We start from the raw sequence: 16,260 nt of genomic DNA on the forward strand, positions 1-16,260 counted from the left end.
GTACGGCTCCGGCTTACGGCCTGGCCGTGACCCGGGCCGCGACCGGCAGGTGGTCGCTGCCGGTGCGCGGCAGGGTCCAGGAGGCCTCCGGCTTCATCCCGCGGACCATGATCTGGTCGATCCGGGCCATCGGGAACTGCGCCGGCCAGCTGAAGCCGAAGCCGTCGCCCGCCGCGCCCTGCGTGGAACGCATCTGCGAGGTGACCTCGGACAGGGCCCGGTCGTTCATGGTTCCGTTGAGGTCTCCGAGCAGGATGACCTTCTTCAGCGGCTCGGAGGCCAGCGCCGCGCCCAGCGCGTCGGCGCTGTCGTCGCGCTGGTTGGCGGTGAATCCGGCGTTCAGCTTGACCCGTACGGAAGGCAGGTGCGCGACGTAGACACCGACGTCCCCGACCGGGGTGGTCACGGTGGCCCGCATGGCGCGGACCCAGCCCATCTTGATGTCCACGGGCCGGCTGGAGGACAGCGGGTACCTGCTCCACACGCCGACGGTGCCCTCGACGGAGTGGTACTTGTACGTGGCCGCGAGGGCCTTCTCGTAGACCGGGACGGCACCCGACTTCAGCTCGGTCAGGGCCAGCACGTCGGCTCCGGCCGCCGCCACCGACACGGCGGTGCCGTGGGGGTCGGCGTTGTCCGCGTCGACGTTGTGGGTGGCGACGGTGAGGTTGCCGCCGGCGCCGGACTTGTCGGTGACCAGGCCGCCGAAGATGTTCGCCCAGACCACGGCCGTGAGCAGTATCGCGATCAGCGCGGTCGCGGACTTCCGGTACACGGCGCAGGCCAGCAGCACCGGAACGGCCAGGCCCAGCCAGGGCAGGAAGGTCTCGGTGAGGCTGCCGAGGTTGCCCACGTCGTTGGGCAGGTCGGCGTGGAAGACCATGACGAGTGAGATCAGCGCGGCGACGGCGGCCAGCACCAGCCCGCGCCGCCAGATTCCCCGGTCGCCGCGCAGGGCGACCAGACGCCGCCGGAGGCGGGATTCGGAGGGCTCGGGCTCCGAGCCGCCGTTTCCCGTTTCCGTCATGTACGCCTGTGCCATGCCACTGCCCTCACTGCCGTGCTCGCGCTGCGTCCCCGCCCCTTGACCCTAGGCGATGGACGCGGCCTTCCGTGCCGTACGTCACGGCCGCTTTTCGCGACCGTACGTTCCGGAGGACGAACGACCGTGCGCACGGGGTTCCGCTTGTCACGAAACGCGCACATTGGGATCGCGCGGGTCGGGCGTGGCCCGTACCACTTCCGTCCGGGGCCGCCCGGATGCCACCATGGTGGGTGAGTCCGGGGACGCCGTGAGGGCGCCTCGAGATGACACAAGGAGCAGTTGCCATGACGCATGCCGTTTCGCCTGCCCGCGAACCCGCATCAGCGGCCTCCCCCACCCTGTACGGAGGCACGGGCACCCGGCGCATCACCGTCCGCGACCTGACCCTCGCCAAGGAACGCGGCGAGAAGTGGCCCATGCTCACCGCCTACGACGCGATGACCGCGTCCGTCTTCGACGACGCCGGCATCCCGGTCATGCTCGTCGGCGACTCGATGGGGAACTGTCACCTCGGCTACGAGACGACCGTTCCCGTGACGATGGACGAGATGACCCTGTTGTCGGCCGCCGTCGTCCGGGGCACCAGCCGCGCGCTGATCGTCGGCGACCTGCCGTTCGGCTCGTACCAGGAAGGCGCCGTGCAGGCGCTGCGCAGTGCCACCCGCCTGGTCAAGGAGGCCGGGGTCGGCGCGGTCAAGCTGGAGGGCGGCCAGCGTTCGCTGGCCCAGACCGAGCTGATCGTGCAGTCCGGCATCCCGGTCATGTCCCACCTGGGCCTGACCCCGCAGTCCGTCAACGCCATGGGCTACCGGGTGCAGGGGCGCGGGGACGAGGCCGCGCACCAGCTGCTGCGCGACGCGAAGGCGGCGCAGGACGCGGGCGCCTTCGCGGTGGTGCTGGAGCTGGTGCCCGCCGAGCTGGCCGCCGAGGTCACCCGGTCCCTGCACATCCCGACGGTCGGCATCGGCGCCGGCTCGGAGTGCGACGCGCAGGTGCTGGTGTGGACCGACATGATGGGTCTGACCGGCGGGAAGATGCCGAAGTTCGTGAAGCAGTACGCGAACATCCGCAAGACCATGGGGGACGCGGCGAAGGCGTTCGCCGAGGACGTCGTCGGCGGAACGTTCCCGCAGGCGGAGCACGCCTTCCACTGACGAGGTGAGCGGAGCGCACGGCCCGTCGGCGGGAAGGCCGGCGGGCCGTGCGGCTCCCGGCCGCCGGGCCGCCGGGCCGCGCCGGATCCGTGTGCGCCGGCGTCGGTTCCCCGTCGGCCGTCTGTCGGTGCTTTGTCAGTGGCGGATGCTCTGATGGTGGCCATGACGCGAAACGACAAGAATCCCAACGCCGTAGAGGTGCGGGGACTGGTCAAGCACTACGGCGAGACCAAAGCCCTGGACGGGGTCGACCTGGACGTCCGCGAGGGCACCGTCCTCGGGGTGCTCGGACCCAACGGCGCGGGCAAGACCACCCTGGTGCGCTGCCTGTCCACCCTGATCGTCCCCGACGCCGGCACCGCCTTCGTCGCCGGCTTCGACGTGGTCCGCCAGCCCCGGCAGCTGCGCCGGACCATAGGCCTGACCGGCCAGTACGCCTCGGTCGACGAGAAGCTCTCCGGTTGGGAGAACCTCTACATGATCGGCCGGCTGCTGGACCTCTCCCGCAAGGGCGCCCGCCTGCGTGCCGACGAGCTGCTGGAGCGGTTCTCCCTCACGGACGCCGCGAAGAAGGCCGTGATGAACTACTCCGGCGGCATGCGCCGCCGGCTCGACCTGGCCGCCTCGATGATCGGCAGCCCGGCCGTGCTGTACCTGGACGAGCCGACCACCGGACTGGACCCCCGTACCCGCAACGAGGTGTGGGACGAGGTGCAGCGGATGGTCGCCGAGGGGGCCACCGTCCTGCTCACCACCCAGTACATGGAGGAGGCCGAGCAGCTCGCCAGCGAGCTGACGGTCATCGACAAGGGCAGGGTCATCGCGAACGGCAAGGTCGACGAGCTGAAGGCGCGCGTCGGCGGCCGGACCCTGCGGATCCGCCCCTCCGACCCGGCCGACCTGCCGGGCATGGCCCGCTCGCTGGCCGAGGCCGGTCTGGACGGGGTCGCCGGTTCCCAGGCCGTCCCGGACGAGGGCGCCCTGCTGGTCCCGATCCTCGCCGACGAGCAGCTGACCGCCGTGGTGGGCCTGCTGGCCGCGCGCGGGTACGGCATCACCGACATCAGCACCTACCTGCCCAGCCTGGACGAGGTGTTCCTGTCCATCACCGGACAGAAGCCCTCCGCCGAGGACTCCGTTCCCGCCGAGAAGACCGAGGAGGTCGCGGCATGAGCACCGTAACCACGAAGCCCGCTCCCGTCGCGGCCCCCCCGGCCGCCGGGCCCGTCCTGGCCGGCGAGGGCCGGATCGGCCTGCGCGGCAACCTCCGCCACATCGGCGCCCTGGCCCGGCGCAACGTCCTGCAGATCAAGCAGGACCCGGAGTCGATGTTCGACGTCGTGTTCATGCCGGTCATCTTCACGCTGCTGTTCGTGTTCGTCTTCGGCGGCGCCATCGCCGGCAAGGGCAACCAGGGCGAGTACGTCAACTACGTGGTCCCGGGCCTGATGGCCATGATGGGCATGAACATCGCCATGGGTGTCGGCACCGGGGTCAACGACGACTTCAAGAAGGGCGTGATGGACCGCTTCCGGTCCATGCCCATCGCCCGCTCCTCGGTGCTCATCGCCAAGATCGTGGTCGAGCTCGGCCGGATGATGGTCGCCATCGCGATCCTGCTCGGCATGGGCTTCCTGCTCGGCCTGTCGATCAAGTCCTCCGTGCTGGACCTGCTCCTCTCCATCGGGCTGGCGGCCGTCTTCGGTTCCTCGCTGATGTGGATCTTCATCCTGCTGGGTCTCACCATGAAGACCCCCCAGGCCGTCCAGGGCATGGCGATGCTGGTCCTGATGCCGCTGCAGTTCGGCAGCTCGATCTTCGCCCCGACGACGACGATGCCCGGGTGGCTGCAGAGCTTCACCGACGTCAACCCGCTGTCCAACCTGGCCGACGCGGCGCGTGCCCTGATCAACGGGACCCCGCTCGGGAACTCCGTGTGGATCACGCTCGCCTGGTCGGTCGGCATCACGCTGGTGACGATGCCGCTCGCCGTCCGCAAGTTCCGCCAGAAGACCTGACCCGCGGACCGGTCCGTTCCGGATCGCGTCCCGGACGGACCCCGGCGAGGCCGGGTCAGATGAGGGCGGTGGCCTCCTCCAGGGTGAGGCCGCCGCCTTCGGCGTACGCCGCCTCGTACGCCGCGTCGCCCAGCGCCGCCCGCGCCAGCTTCTCGGCGAGGGCGGCTTCCGCGCGCTCGGTGGTGACCGGGACGTGCCCGGGCGGCAGGTGGCACCGGTAGGCGCCGACGAGGCGCGCGGCGTCGTACGGCCGCTCCGGGCCGCCGGGGGAGGCGAGGGAGACGGACGCCGTCAGCAGGTAGACGGCGGGCAGCTGCGGGGCCACCATCAGCGCCAGCGGGTCCCGGGCGGCGGGCGCCCCGCCGCGGAGCACGCCGAGCGCGTCCTCGAACTCGCCCTCCTGGTTGTCCAGCCAGGCGATCGTGGCGAGGAGGAACACCTCGAAGACGGCGTAGGCACCGAAGGAGAAATCCTCGCGCAGCGTCTGGATCTGGACGCGTGCCTCGGGGATGCGCCCGGTCCGGCCGAGGATGGTCGCGAGGAACATACGGGCGGCGGGCATGGCGTCGTTGCCGGACATCCGGACGGTCGCGGTGATCTCCGTGAGGATCTCCTCGGCCTCCTCGGACCGGCCGGCCTCGGCGAGGGCCCCGGCCATCCGTACGCGCAGCACCGTGACCTGGGCCTTGGCTCCGAGCCGCTCGGCGTGCTCGATCGCGGCCCGGAAGTCCCGGGTGGCCGCCGCGTACAGGCCGCGCTTCTCCAGCGACTCGGCGCGGGCGGAGAGCGCCTCGGCGCAGCCCCAGTCGTCGCCCAGCGCCCGGAAGAGGGCCAGGCTCTGGTCGGCGTCGCGGGCGGCGTCGCCGCCCCAGTCGGCACGGTTGGCGAGGATGTTGGCGCGTATCTGGAGGGCCGAGGCGAGCTCCCAGTCGTAGCCGAGCTCGCGGGCGACGTCCACGGTCTCGTCCACGACCCGGCGCAGCAGGTCGGCGTCGCCGGCGATCATGACGGCGTAGACCCAGAGGCCCGCGGGGGTCCGGCAGGTCTGCGGGAGCCCCGGCCGGTACACGTCGAGCATCCGCTCGACCTGGGTGCGGACCTCGGGCGTGTCCCAGGAGCCGTCGGCCTGGTCGCGGGAGGCCAGTCGGATCATCTGGATACCGCGCCAGCCCTCGGTCAGCAGCTCCCCGCCGTAGGGCGGCGGCGCGTCCACGATCCGCTCGTACACGGGCCCGGCCGGGACGGCGGGCGCCGCGAAGGGGTCGGGGCCGAGGGCGGCGGCCGCTTCGGACCAGTGGCGGGACTCGGCCCGCAGGTCGTGCATGTGCCAGTACCAGACGAGGGAGTGGACCAGGCACAGCACCTCTTCGGCGGCGCGGGCGGCGACGGCCCGGCGCAGGGCGGTACGCAGGTTCTCGTACTCGGTGGCGACGAGGCCGGCGGCCGCGCGCTGGCCGTGGCCGCGCAGCCGCGGCTCGGTGGTGCGGGCGAGTTCGCGGTAGTGGACGAGGTGGCGGCGCTCGGTGGCCGCGCGGTCGTCTCCGGCTCCGGCGAGGCGTTCGGCGGCGTACTCGGCGACGGTCTCCAGCAGGCGGTAGCGCATGCCGGAGCCGTCCGGGCCGGGGGCGGCGACGACGAGGGACTTGTCGACGAGGGAGCCGAGCACGTCGGCCGTGTCGTACGAGGGGTCGGCGCAGACCGCCTCAGCGGCGGTCAGGTCGCAGCCGCCGGCGAAGACGGAGAGCCGGCGCAGGACGGCACGCTCGGGCTCGTCGAGGAGGTCCCAGGACCAGTCGACGACGGCCCGCAGTGTCTGCTGGCGGGGCAGGACCGTACGCGCGCCGCTGGTCAGGAGCCGGAAGCGGTCGTCCAGCCGGTCGGCGATCTGCCGCGGGGTGAGCAGCCGCAGCCGGGCAGCGGCCAGCTCGATCGCCAGCGGCAGCCCGTCCAGGCGCCGGCAGATCTCCACGGCGGCGTCCGGGTCCTCGTCCACGCTGAAGCCGGGCCGGGCGGCGGCCCCGCGGTCGTTCAGCAGCTGCAGCGCCACCGGGTCGGGCAGCGGCTCCACCGGGCGCAGGGACTCCCCCGGCACGCCGAGGGGCTCGCGGCTGGTGGCGAGGATCTGCACGCCCGGGCAGTGGGTGAGGAGCCGCTCGGCGAGTACGGCGGCGGCGCCGATGACGTGCTCGCAGTTGTCGAGCAGCAACAGGAGCCGGCGCCGCGCGCAGTGCTCGACGAGGCGGTCGAGGGCGTCGTCCCCGACGCGGTCGGTGAGCGCCCGCATCTCCTCGACGGAGGCGCCGCGCAGCTTGGTCTCGCGTGCGCCGAGCGCGGCGAGGGCGGCCTCCGCGACGTCCTCCGGGTCGTCGACGGGCGCGAGCTCGACCAGCCAGACCCCGTCCGGCCAGGCCCCGTCCGGCCGGCCGGTGCCTGCGTGGGCCTCGGCGGACTCCTGGGACAGCCGGGTCTTCCCGGCACCGCCGGGGCCGAGCAGGGTGACGAGGCGGGCCCGCGCGAGGTCGGCCCCGATGACGCGGATGTCGTCCTCGCGTCCGACGAAGGTGGTGAGCCGGGCCCGCAGGTTCCCCGGCCGGTCCGGGCCGCCGGGGCGGGCGTCGGCGGCGTGCGCCGCGGGGGCCGGAGCCTGCGGTACGGCGCCCGGGGCGGGCCCGGGGCCGGAAGCGGGCGGGGCCGCGGGGGCCGGGGGCGGGGGCGACAGGAGTGCGGTGTGCAGGGCGCGCAGCTCGGGGCCCGGGTCGGCGCCCAGGCGGGCGGCCAGGTCCCGGCGGACCTCGTCGTAGGCGGCCAGTGCCTGTGCCGGCCGGCCGGTGTCCCGCAGCGCGCGGATGCGCAGCGCCTGGAGCGGCTCGTCCAGCGGCTGCCCGGCGCACAGCGCGGTCAGCTCGGGCAGGACGTGCTCCGCCTCGCCCAGGGCGAGGGCCGCGGCGAGCCGGCCGCGGCGCGCGTCCGTCCGTACGGTGTCCCAGCGCGCGGACTCCGCGGCCGCCGGGTCCGGCAGGCCGGCCAGGGCGGGGCCGCGCCACAGCGCGAGCGCGTCCTCGTAGAGGACGGTGGCCTTGGCCGCGTCCCCCTCGGCGAGCGCGGCGGCGCCGGCCCGGGCGAGCCGCTCGAAGCGGTACAGGTCGACGTCCTCGCGCTCGGCGGCCAGCAGGTAGCCGCCCTCCGCGGACCGCACGGCCGTGTGCCCCAGCGTCCGCCGCAGCCGGGCGACCAGGGCCTGGAGGGCGGCGGGCGCGTCGGCGGGCGGGTCGCCGTCCCACACCTGGGCGACCAGCAGGTGCACCGGCACCGCCCGCCCCGGCCGTAGCGCGAGGGCCGTCAGGAGCGCCCGCAGGCGCGCTCCGCCGACGGCGACGGGGCTCCCGTCGTCGCGGAGGGCCAGGGTGGTGCCGAGGATCGCGTAACGCACCGGGCCATTGTCCCCGGATCGGGACCCTGACCCGAACCCCTTTACGCCCGGGTCACGGGATAGGTTTCGCCGCATGGGTCATCAGGGAGGCCGCGGCGAGCGGCGGATCAGCGCAGTGTTCCTCGGCATCGCGGCCGTCATGGCGGTCACCGGGTGGGCGGTGTGGACGGGGTACTCGACGAGCGCCGGCCTGGCCGTGTTCCTCTTCGTCACCTCGGCGTGGATCGTCTCCCTCTGCCTGCACGAGTACGCTCACGCCCGCACCGCGCTGCACGGCGGTGACCTCTCGGTGGGCGCCAAGGGCTACCTGACGCTGAACCCCCTGAAGTACACGCACGCGCTGCTCAGCATCGTCCTGCCGGTGCTCTTCGTGATCCTGGGCGGGATCGGCCTGCCCGGCGGCGCCGTGTTCATCGAGCGCGACCGGATCCAGGGCCGCTGGAAGCACAGCCTGATCTCGGCGGCGGGCCCGCTGACGAACGTGGCCTTCGCGGTCGTCTGCACCGCCCCGTTCTGGCTGGACGCGCTGGACGGGGTCCCGCTGGAGTTCCGCTTCGCGCTCGCGTTCCTCGCCCTGCTCCAGGTCTCGGCGGCGATCCTGAACTTCCTGCCGGTGCCGGGCCTCGACGGCTACGGGGTCATCGAGCCGTGGCTGTCGCACCGGGTGCGCCGCGAGATGGCGCCGCTGGCGCAGTTCGGCCTGATCGCGGTGTTCGCACTGCTGTGGATCCCGGAGGTGAACACGTTCTTCTTCGACGTGGTGCGCGGGCTGCTGTCCGCGCTGGGCGTCCCGGACCTGGACACGTACTGCGGCCGCGAGCTCTACCGCTTCTGGCAGGACGCCGACGGCGTCTGCGCGCTGCCCCGGAGCTGACCGGGCCGGTCACGGCAGGATCCGGTCACATCACTAGGCGGTGGTGCGGGCGGCGGCGGCCTTCTCGGCCTTGGCCTTGCGCTGGTAGTACCAGGCCAGGTTGGACGTGAGGCCGGCCAGCAGGACCCAGATGATCCCGAGGAAGCTGCCCTCCACGAAGGCGACGACGGCCGCGGCCACGGCGAGGACGCAGACGACTACGGCGAAGACGGCAAGGCGGGGCATGGGAAGAGCTCCTCGGAAACACGGAACGGGGTAGAGCCCCACCAGTGTCCCCCATGCCCCGCTGTGCTTCCGTAAAGCGCGCGACCCGGGGATCCTGCGGCGACTGACCTGGGCCGCCGGGGTAGGCGCGCACCAACGACAGCACCGGAAGGCGACACTTTCGGTCACATCCGGTCCCTATTGGTCTTTTCCCGGTCTTCCGTGTGACCCGGCACTACGGTTCGGCGGTACGCGCCCCGCACGGGCGTGCACGGAGCGACAGCCCTGCCCCGCCCGGCCCGTACCGGCGGCGCCGGGAGTGGGGGGAAGACATGCAAGAGATCCCGAAGGGTGCGAACGTCAGCCTGACCGCCCTCGGCGAGGACGCCGGCTCGGTGGTCGTGAGCCTGAGCTGGACCAGCGCCTCCGGAGCCGGCGACGCCGACGTGTCGGTACTGCTCCTCGACGGGAACGGACGGGTCCGCAGCGACAACGACTTCTACTTCTACAACAACCCGGCCGCCGCCGACGGCAGTGTGCAGTTGCTGGGGAAGACCCCCGGCGAGAGCGGCGACGAGGACCGGATCAGCGTCGACCTCGCCGCGGTCCCGCAGGACGTCGTACGGATCGTGATCGCCGCCAGCCAGTACGGCGGTGCCCGGTTCGGGGACCTCGACGACCTGCGGATGACCGTCGCGGACCGCTCGGGCGAGCCGCTGGTCGGCTTCTGCATCGACGACGCGAGCGTGGAGACGGCGTTCATCTTCGGCGAGCTGTACCGGCGCGGCGAGGAATGGAAGTTCCGGGCCGTCGGCCAGGGGTACGAGACCGGCCTCGCGGGGCTGACCACGGACTTCGGCATCTCCGTCGAGGAGGAGTCCGACCTGCCCGACGCGCACGATGCCGACGCGCACGACGACCCCGACACGCACGAACCGGCCGAGCGGGAGCCGGCGGCCGCCCCGTCCCCGGAGGCCGTCCCCAAAGCACCGGCCGCGGCCGCACCGCCCGTCGCCGCGCCACCGGCCGGGGACCTGGCCGCCGCACCGCCATCGGCCGCACCCGCGGCCGACCCCGTTCCCGTTCCGGGTCAGACGCGCGGCCGCGGTCCCCGCACGACGAAGAAGAAGGTCACCCTGCCCAAGGTGGCCGGGAAGTCGCTCGCCGAGAACGACTCCTGGCGGCCCGCCCGGCTGTTCCCGGTGCCATCCCTCAGGAGCGACAAGGAACGCGAGGTAAGGGCGACCTCGGTGCTGCTGTCCGTCATGGCACAGGTACCGGAGCTGGGGCGCCGCCTCACGGCGGGGTTCGGTGCGCCCGCCGGGCGCATGCAGACGTTCACCGAGGTCGCCCTCCCCCACGGCGACGCCCCCCGGCGCCCCGACGGCGTGATCCGGGTGGAGCGCGCGGGGCGGCTGTGGACCGCCCTGGTGGAGACCAAGACCAATGGCAACCCGCTGAAGGCCGATCAGGTCCAGGGGTACGCGGACATCGCCGCGCGCCGCGGCTACGAGGCGGTCATCACGCTCTCGAACGACGTGGCGCTCGAAGGCGCCGCCGTGGTCGACGTCAAGATCGACGGCCGACGCAAGCACAAGGTCAGCCTCTGGCACCTGTCGTGGGCCGAGGTGGCCCACCAGGCGCAGCTGCTGATCCGCCACGAGGGCGTGGGGAACGCCGCCCACGCCTGGCTCCTACAGGAGCTCCTCGCGTACCTGCAGCACGAGAACTCGGGATGTCACGGATTCCAGAACATGGGCCCCGCGTGGGTGCCCGTGCGCAACGGGATCGAGGACGAGACCCTGTGCCGGGGCGACGCCCGCGCCGTGGACGTCGTGGAGAACTGGGAGCGTCTGATCCGCCAGGTCTGCCTGCGCCTCGGCGGGGAGCTGGGCCAGAAGGCCCTGCCCGTGCAGCGGGCCCGGCGCGGCAGCGATCCGCGGGCGCGCCGGGAGGAGGCGGCTGAGGTGCTGTGCGCGGACGGCCGACTGACGGCGGAGCTGCGTGTCGACGGGACCGGCGGGGTCATCGCGGTCAGCGCCGATCTGCGGACGGGGAAGGTGCGCACGTCCGTCGACGTACCCGCGCCGGAGGCTGCGTACCCGCTGGCCGGCGCGAAACGGCTGATGCGGCTGCTTGCACAGGCTCCGGCGGACCTCCACGTGCAGAGCCTGCTCGGCGCGGAACAGGGGCCGCGCGGCACGCTGGAGCGGCTTCGTCCGGAGCCGGGCGACCTGCTGCCCCGGGACGGCGCGCCGGTCACCGGGTTCCGCCTGTCGCTGATCAAGGGCATGGGCAACACACGCGGCAACACGGAGTCCGGGTTCATCCGGAGCGTGGACGATTCCGTCGACCGCTTCTATCACGGTGTGATCGCGCACCTGGGCGCCGCCGAGGGCCGTCCGGGCCGCCGGAACTGACGGCCTTGGGCGCCCCGGCGGCCGCCCGGTTCAGATGTCCGTGACGCGCAGACCGGCGTGGGCCTTGTAGCGGCGGTTCGCGGAGATCAGGTTGGCGACCAGGGACTCCACCTGGTGGGCGTTGCGCAGGCGGCCCGCGAAGACCCCACGCATGCCGGGGATGCGGGCGGCCAGGGCCTGGACGAGGTCGGTGTCAGCGCGGGACTCGCCCAGCACCATCACGTCGGTGTCGATCTCGTCGATCGACTCGTCCTGGAGCAGGACAGCCGAGAGGTGGTGGAAGGCCGCCGTGACGCGGGAGTCCGGGAGCAGGGCGGCCGCCTGCTGGGCCGCGCTGCCCTCCTCGACCTGGAGGGCGTACGCGCCCTGCTTGTCGAAGCCGAGCGGGTTGACGCAGTCCACCACGAGCTTGCCGGCGAGGTCCTCGCGCAGCGATTCGAGGGTCTTGGCGTGACCCTCCCACGGGACGGCGATGATGACGATGTCGCTGCGCCGGGCGCAGTCGGCGTTGTCGGCGCCTTCCACGCCGAGGCCCAGTTCGGCGGCGGCGCCCTGCGCGCGGTCGGCGGCGCGCGAGCCGATGATCACCTTCTGGCCGGCCCGGGCGAGCCGGTAGGCCAGGCCCCGGCCCTGGTCGCCGGTGCCGCCGAGGACACCGACGACGAGGCCGGAGACGTCGGGGAGGTCCCACGGGTTCTTCGCTGGCGCCTTGGCCGGGGGCTGCTGAGTGCTGTCTGTGGAGGTCATGGGGGCGAGGGTAACCGTTCCTAATCAGCGTGCAGGAGTGAGTCTTGGACCCATTCCTGGTCACGGCGGACACCCCGAACGGTTTTGGGTGTCCTGGTTGCCCGCGTTCCTTGTGTTGTCCCTGTCCGGGTACGCAGCTCTCGGCTGCGGTCCGTGACGGGGCGGCGGGTTTCCTCGCGCCGCCGGTCACCTGATCCGGCCTGGGCGCTCCGATGCCCGCCGGCATCGCTCTGGTGCTGGCGGGGCGGTGTCGTCCGTCGCCGGATCGGGTGTCCGAGGGCGCGTCGTGCGATGGCCACGCTCGCCGCCTGGTGGCGGGTCACGGGCCTGGTCTTGGTGGTGAGGGGCTTCTGCCAGTGCTGGCCGCCCCACATGCTGGTGTAAGCCGGGTCTACGGCGATCACCCGAATTCCGGCCTCGGTGCACATGCTCAGGAGCCGGGCCTTGAGTTTGCCGGTGGGGATACCGGACATCAACTGGCGGAAGCGGCGCTTGCGGCCGTGCTTCTCCCTGGTTGTGGAGTCGGTGAAGTCGAGGTCTTCGACCGCGATAGCGCGGACCCCGGTCGCGCCTGCCCAGTGGAGGAGCCGGGTGAGGGCGTGGCGGAGCTGTGCGTCGCGGTGGCCGGCAGTGCCGGTCAGGTTGTAGTCGAAGCGGCGGGGTTCGCCGACCGGGTTGCCGTGGGTGTCGAGGTGCCAGGCGGCGAGGTGGTCGGCGTTCATGTCCACGCCGATGATCTCGCCGGCCCGCAGGGACTCCAGCGGCACGACGGGGGCGTCTTTGCGCTGCCAGGACGCGTCCAGGTACCAGCGGCCCCGGGTCACATCCAGGTGGATGCGGTAGGCGACAGCTCGGTTCTGCGATACACGCTCACGCCATTCGTCGACCCGGTGCGGGAAAGCGACGCGGGCCGTCAGGGTGTACCGGCCGTGCTTGCCATTGGCGTATCCGGCGAGCGGAGCCGGGAGCTTGACACTGATCTCGCCGTCGGGGGTGACGCGGATCGTCTCGTTGCCGTACCGCTTGCCGGACTCGCCATCAGAGGCGAGGAACCAGCGTGCCGCTTCCCAGCGTTGACGCCACTGCGGCTCGGTGAGTTGCGCGGCGGCAAGGTTGTGGCGGGTGATGGCGAGATTCCGGCCGCCCCGCACCACACGGACACGCCCGGCTTCCCGGTCGGCCCTGACAGCCTCAAGCCGGTCCTCAAGAACATGCAGGCGGCGCGTTTTCTGGAACCACTCCCCCTTGGACCGGTAGCCGCCCGGGGCCCGCTTGCTTCCCTTCTCCCCGATCGGGAGAGACAGCCGGTGCGCAATCGTCTTGATACCGGCGTCGAGGGATTGCAGGTGGGCATGCTGAGCCCGGCGGGACAACGCCCACTGGTCGTGGCTGGCCTTGGTGATACTGCCCGCCCAGCGCGACGACGACAGGGCAGTCAGGTCCCGCTTCCGCCCGGCCCGCGTATCCGTGGAGTGCTCCAGGCCGTCGCGGACACGCACGGCGAGATCCTTCGACGCCAACGATCCGAGATGCGCGCCGACCAGGCGCAGCACCTTCTCGTCCTGGACGGTGAAACCCTTGAGACGGTCACGGACACACACGCCCGACGCCGGGTCGGCGACGAACGCGCGGGCGATCTGCCGCAGCTTCTTCGGCTCAGCCATCGGCGGCAGCCGCCTCAAGAGCTTTCTTCGCCCGGTTCTTCGCGCAGCGGCGGCCATACAGGCGGGCCCAGAACGAAGTCAACACCTCAGCCATGTCCCGGACCAGGTCGTCTTCGGCCGCACCGTCATCGAGAACCACCAGGCGACGGCCGGTCGCGGACAGGGCGGCTTCCACCAGCTCGATGTTCATTCGCCCGAGGCGGTCCTTGTGCTCGACCACGACCGTGGTCACCTCGGGATCGGCCAGCAGACGCTTCGCCTTGGAACGGGCGCCGTTCACACCCGAGCCGATCTCCGACTCGACACGCACCACACGGTGACCGGCCTTCGCAGCCAACCCGGCAACGACGATGACGTATGTGCGTCGATGTTCACCAGAATTGTTCGCGGTCCAACGCGCTCCGCCGGGACCGGCAACGTCCCCTCACGGAACCAGCGATAGGCGGTATGCGGGTGCACACCCTGCGCCTTCGCCCACTCCTTCAGGTTCATGGACACAACGTAACGACACTCACCAAAACGCACTATCACTCACAAGACTGAGCCAAAACAACAACAGCTCCCAACCCCGAGATCATCAGAGTCGAACGGCCGCGGCGCCCGCCGGCCGGGCGGGGCGTCGCGAACCGGCCACGCGCGTCCCGCGCATGGTGCAGGATGCCGCTCATGGATGCCGTGAGAGTCGCGCTGCTGCGCGAGGTCCTCGCCGGTACGCAGTGGCCGGGCGCCGCGCGCCGCTTCGCCGGGTCGCTCCGGCGTTCGGTGGCGCCGGCGGGCGGGAACCTGCTGCTGGTGGGGACGGAGCAGTACGAGCCCTGGCACCTGGCGGCGCACCTGGTGGACGAGGCCGCCTGGTCGGGCCTGCCGGAGCTGGCCCCGACGCTCGTGCGCCACCGGGTGCCGGCCGGGGAGCCACCGCACCTGTCGGTGGGGCTGGGCAGGCTGGAGGCGGCCCGGCGCGGGCACACGCTGCTGGTGGTGGCCCCGGAGCCGCCCGGCGAGGGGCTGCTCCAGCGCGTCCACGACGCCCGGCGCGCCGGGGCGACCGTACTGTCCCTGGACGGCGGGGATCCGGATCTCGGGGCCCTCGCGCACGAAGCGCTGTCGGTGGCGGAGGGCAGCGGCGAACTGGACCTGGACACGGTGCAGCACCTGGTCAGCGCGGCCGCCGGGGAGAACAGCCTGCCGGCGCAGCGCGGGCCGCGCCGCTTCCGGGACCGGCTGGCGCGGCTGGCCGATCAGCTGACCGCCCCGCCGCCCAGCCGCTGGTAGGAACCGCGGCCGCAGCCGGCACCGGTCCCGGTCGGCACCGGCCGGCACCGGTCCCGTCCGGGCCCGACGGCCCGCGGAACGCCCCCCGGGGTGCGCCCCGGGGCTCCCGCGGCTGCGCCCCGGGGCGGTCGGGCACACCCCTACGGGGTGGCCGTGCCCCCGGCGTCCCCTTCTTCCCCGCACGCCTTGTCGTTCCACTTGGGGTCGTTCTGCCATTCGAGGTTGCGCTCCTGCGCCGTCTCCATGGCGTGGTTCGCCTCCTCCGGCGTCCCGTACGGGCCGAATCGGTCCTTGGCGGGGCAGTCGGGGCCCTCTTCGACCTTCTTGTGGACCAGGCAGTAGTACCACTCGCCCGGTTTGCCCACCTGTCGCTTCTTGAACAAGGCCATCGCCGTCAGGCTCCTCTCGATGCGGCTCTTGCCGCCATGCTCTCCCATACCCGCTGGATACACTCGCTTGCATGTCCGGTCAGTCACTGCTCGTACCAGGCGAGCTCTCTCCCGTCCGTTCCGTTCCCGGAAACATCCGCCGGCCCGAGTACGTGGGCAGGCCCGCGCCCACTCCGTACACCGGACCGGAGGTGCAGTCGGCCGAGACCATCGCGGCCATGCGCACCGCCGGCCGGATCGCCGCCCAGGCGATGGAGGAAGCCGCCAAGCTGATCGCGCCGGGGGTGACCACCGACGAGCTCGACAAGGTCGCCCACGCCTACATGTGCGACCACGGGGCCTACCCCTCGACGCTCGGCTACCGGGGCTTCCCCAAGTCGCTGTGCTCCTCCGTCAACGAGGTCATCTGTCACGGCATCCCCGATTCCACCGTCCTGCGCGACGGCGACATCGTGAACCTCGACGTGACCGCGTACATCGGCGGCGTGCACGGCGACAACAACGCCACCTATCTGTGCGGGGAGGTGGACGAGGAGTCGCGGCTGCTGGTGGAGCGCACCCGCGAGGCGCTCGCCCGCGCCATCAAGGCCGTCAGGCCGGGCCGCCAGATCAACATCATCGGCCGGGTCATCGAGTCGTACGCGAAACGGTTCGGCTACGGCGTCGTCCGGGACTTCACCGGACACGGCATCAACTCGTCCTTCCACTCCGGCCTGATCATCCCGCACTACGACAGCCCGCACGCCACCACCGTCATCGAGCCCGGGATGACCTTCACCATCGAGCCGATGCTGACCCTGGGCACCCACGAGTACGACATGTGGGCGGACGGCTGGACGGTCGTCACCAAGGACCGCAAGCGCACGGCGCAGTTCGAGCACACGCTGGTGGTGACGGACACCGGGGCGGAGATCCTGACCCTGCCGTAGGGCGGGCCGCCGGAAGAGGCGGTCGTTTTACCGACAGGACGTCGGGAACACATTGACTTAGGCATGCCTAAGTAGGAAGATCGGTGTGGCGGCTGAGCCGCCGCGCCTGTTTCC

The 16,260-nt window shown here is 72.2% G+C and carries 13 protein-coding genes and 1 pseudogene; 7 read left to right on the forward strand and 7 right to left on the reverse strand.

Going from position 1 to position 16,260, the window contains the following annotated elements:
• Window positions 1-13 precede the first annotated feature (13 nt).
• Window positions 14-1,042 carry an endonuclease/exonuclease/phosphatase family protein gene (locus OTB16_RS32115; protein ID WP_267725285.1) on the reverse strand — a complete coding sequence of 343 codons (1,029 nt, stop codon included), beginning with the start codon at window positions 1,040-1,042 and terminating at the stop codon, window positions 14-16.
• 287 nt (window positions 1,043-1,329) lie between these two features.
• Here OTB16_RS32115 and panB point away from each other — a divergent pair, with 287 nt between their 5' ends.
• From panB to OTB16_RS32130, 3 genes are all read left to right on the forward strand, one after another.
• Window positions 1,330-2,199, forward strand: a complete 870-nt coding sequence (gene panB / locus OTB16_RS32120) for a 3-methyl-2-oxobutanoate hydroxymethyltransferase (protein ID WP_267725286.1) — start codon at window positions 1,330-1,332, stop codon at window positions 2,197-2,199.
• Window positions 2,200-2,352: 153 nt separating this feature from the next.
• The gene (locus OTB16_RS32125) at window positions 2,353-3,372 is read left to right on the forward strand and encodes an ATP-binding cassette domain-containing protein (RefSeq protein ID WP_383903177.1); all 1,020 of its coding nucleotides are present in this window, start codon (window positions 2,353-2,355) and stop codon (window positions 3,370-3,372) included.
• Window positions 3,369-4,217, forward strand: a complete 849-nt coding sequence (locus tag OTB16_RS32130; RefSeq protein ID WP_267725288.1) for an ABC transporter permease — start codon at window positions 3,369-3,371, stop codon at window positions 4,215-4,217. The genes OTB16_RS32125 and OTB16_RS32130 overlap by 4 nt, the downstream gene beginning before the upstream one ends.
• A 55-nt stretch (window positions 4,218-4,272) precedes the next feature.
• On the opposite strand, the gene OTB16_RS32135 is transcribed toward OTB16_RS32130, so the two are convergent.
• Window positions 4,273-7,647 carry an AfsR/SARP family transcriptional regulator gene (locus OTB16_RS32135; RefSeq protein WP_267725289.1) on the reverse strand — a complete coding sequence of 1,125 codons (3,375 nt, stop codon included), beginning with the start codon at window positions 7,645-7,647 and terminating at the stop codon, window positions 4,273-4,275.
• A gap of 73 nt (window positions 7,648-7,720) precedes the next feature.
• Between OTB16_RS32135 and OTB16_RS32140 the strand changes: the two genes are divergently transcribed.
• A complete protein-coding gene (locus tag OTB16_RS32140; RefSeq protein WP_267725290.1) occupies window positions 7,721-8,521 on the forward strand; it encodes a site-2 protease family protein in 801 nt (266 codons plus the stop codon).
• Between the two features lie 33 nt (window positions 8,522-8,554).
• Here OTB16_RS32140 and OTB16_RS32145 read toward each other — a convergent pair whose 3' ends face one another.
• Window positions 8,555-8,746 carry a hypothetical protein gene (locus OTB16_RS32145; RefSeq protein WP_267725291.1) on the reverse strand — a complete coding sequence of 64 codons (192 nt, stop codon included), beginning with the start codon at window positions 8,744-8,746 and terminating at the stop codon, window positions 8,555-8,557.
• Window positions 8,747-9,057: 311 nt separating this feature from the next.
• On the opposite strand from OTB16_RS32145, the gene OTB16_RS32150 reads away from it, so the two are divergent.
• Window positions 9,058-11,145: a TerD family protein gene (locus OTB16_RS32150; protein WP_267725293.1), complete on the forward strand. Its 2,088-nt coding sequence runs from the start codon at window positions 9,058-9,060 to the stop codon at window positions 11,143-11,145.
• Between the two features lie 30 nt (window positions 11,146-11,175).
• On the opposite strand, the gene npdG is transcribed toward OTB16_RS32150, so the two are convergent.
• The 3 genes and pseudogenes from npdG to OTB16_RS32165 form a co-directional block, all read right to left on the reverse strand.
• Window positions 11,176-11,892 carry an NADPH-dependent F420 reductase gene (gene npdG / locus OTB16_RS32155; RefSeq protein ID WP_267725294.1) on the reverse strand — a complete coding sequence of 239 codons (717 nt, stop codon included), beginning with the start codon at window positions 11,890-11,892 and terminating at the stop codon, window positions 11,176-11,178.
• 20 nt (window positions 11,893-11,912) lie between these two features.
• Entirely contained in the window at window positions 11,913-13,556 is a 1,644-nt protein-coding gene (locus OTB16_RS32160) for a transposase (protein ID WP_267725296.1), read from the reverse strand.
• Window positions 13,549-14,048, reverse strand: a pseudogene (locus tag OTB16_RS32165) (recombinase family protein). Before OTB16_RS32165 ends, OTB16_RS32160 begins: the two are co-directional and overlap by 8 nt.
• Window positions 14,049-14,222: 174 nt before the next feature.
• Between OTB16_RS32165 and OTB16_RS32170 the strand changes: the two are divergent.
• Window positions 14,223-14,828, forward strand: coding sequence for a hypothetical protein (locus OTB16_RS32170; protein WP_267725298.1), 606 nt, complete (start codon window positions 14,223-14,225; stop codon window positions 14,826-14,828).
• Window positions 14,829-14,968: 140 nt separating this feature from the next.
• On the opposite strand, the gene OTB16_RS32175 is transcribed toward OTB16_RS32170, so the two are convergent.
• Window positions 14,969-15,217 carry a hypothetical protein gene (locus tag OTB16_RS32175; protein ID WP_267725421.1) on the reverse strand — a complete coding sequence of 83 codons (249 nt, stop codon included), beginning with the start codon at window positions 15,215-15,217 and terminating at the stop codon, window positions 14,969-14,971.
• Between the two features lie 71 nt (window positions 15,218-15,288).
• Here OTB16_RS32175 and map point away from each other — a divergent pair, with 71 nt between their 5' ends.
• Complete coding sequence (gene map / locus OTB16_RS32180; protein ID WP_267725299.1) at window positions 15,289-16,146, forward strand: type I methionyl aminopeptidase; 858 nt, start codon at window positions 15,289-15,291, stop codon at window positions 16,144-16,146.
• Window positions 16,147-16,260: the final 114 nt, after the last annotated feature.

Origin of the sequence: Streptomyces antarcticus (genome assembly GCF_026627255.1) — a bacterium.
Classification (GTDB): Bacteria; Actinomycetota; Actinomycetes; order Streptomycetales; family Streptomycetaceae; genus Streptomyces; species Streptomyces antarcticus.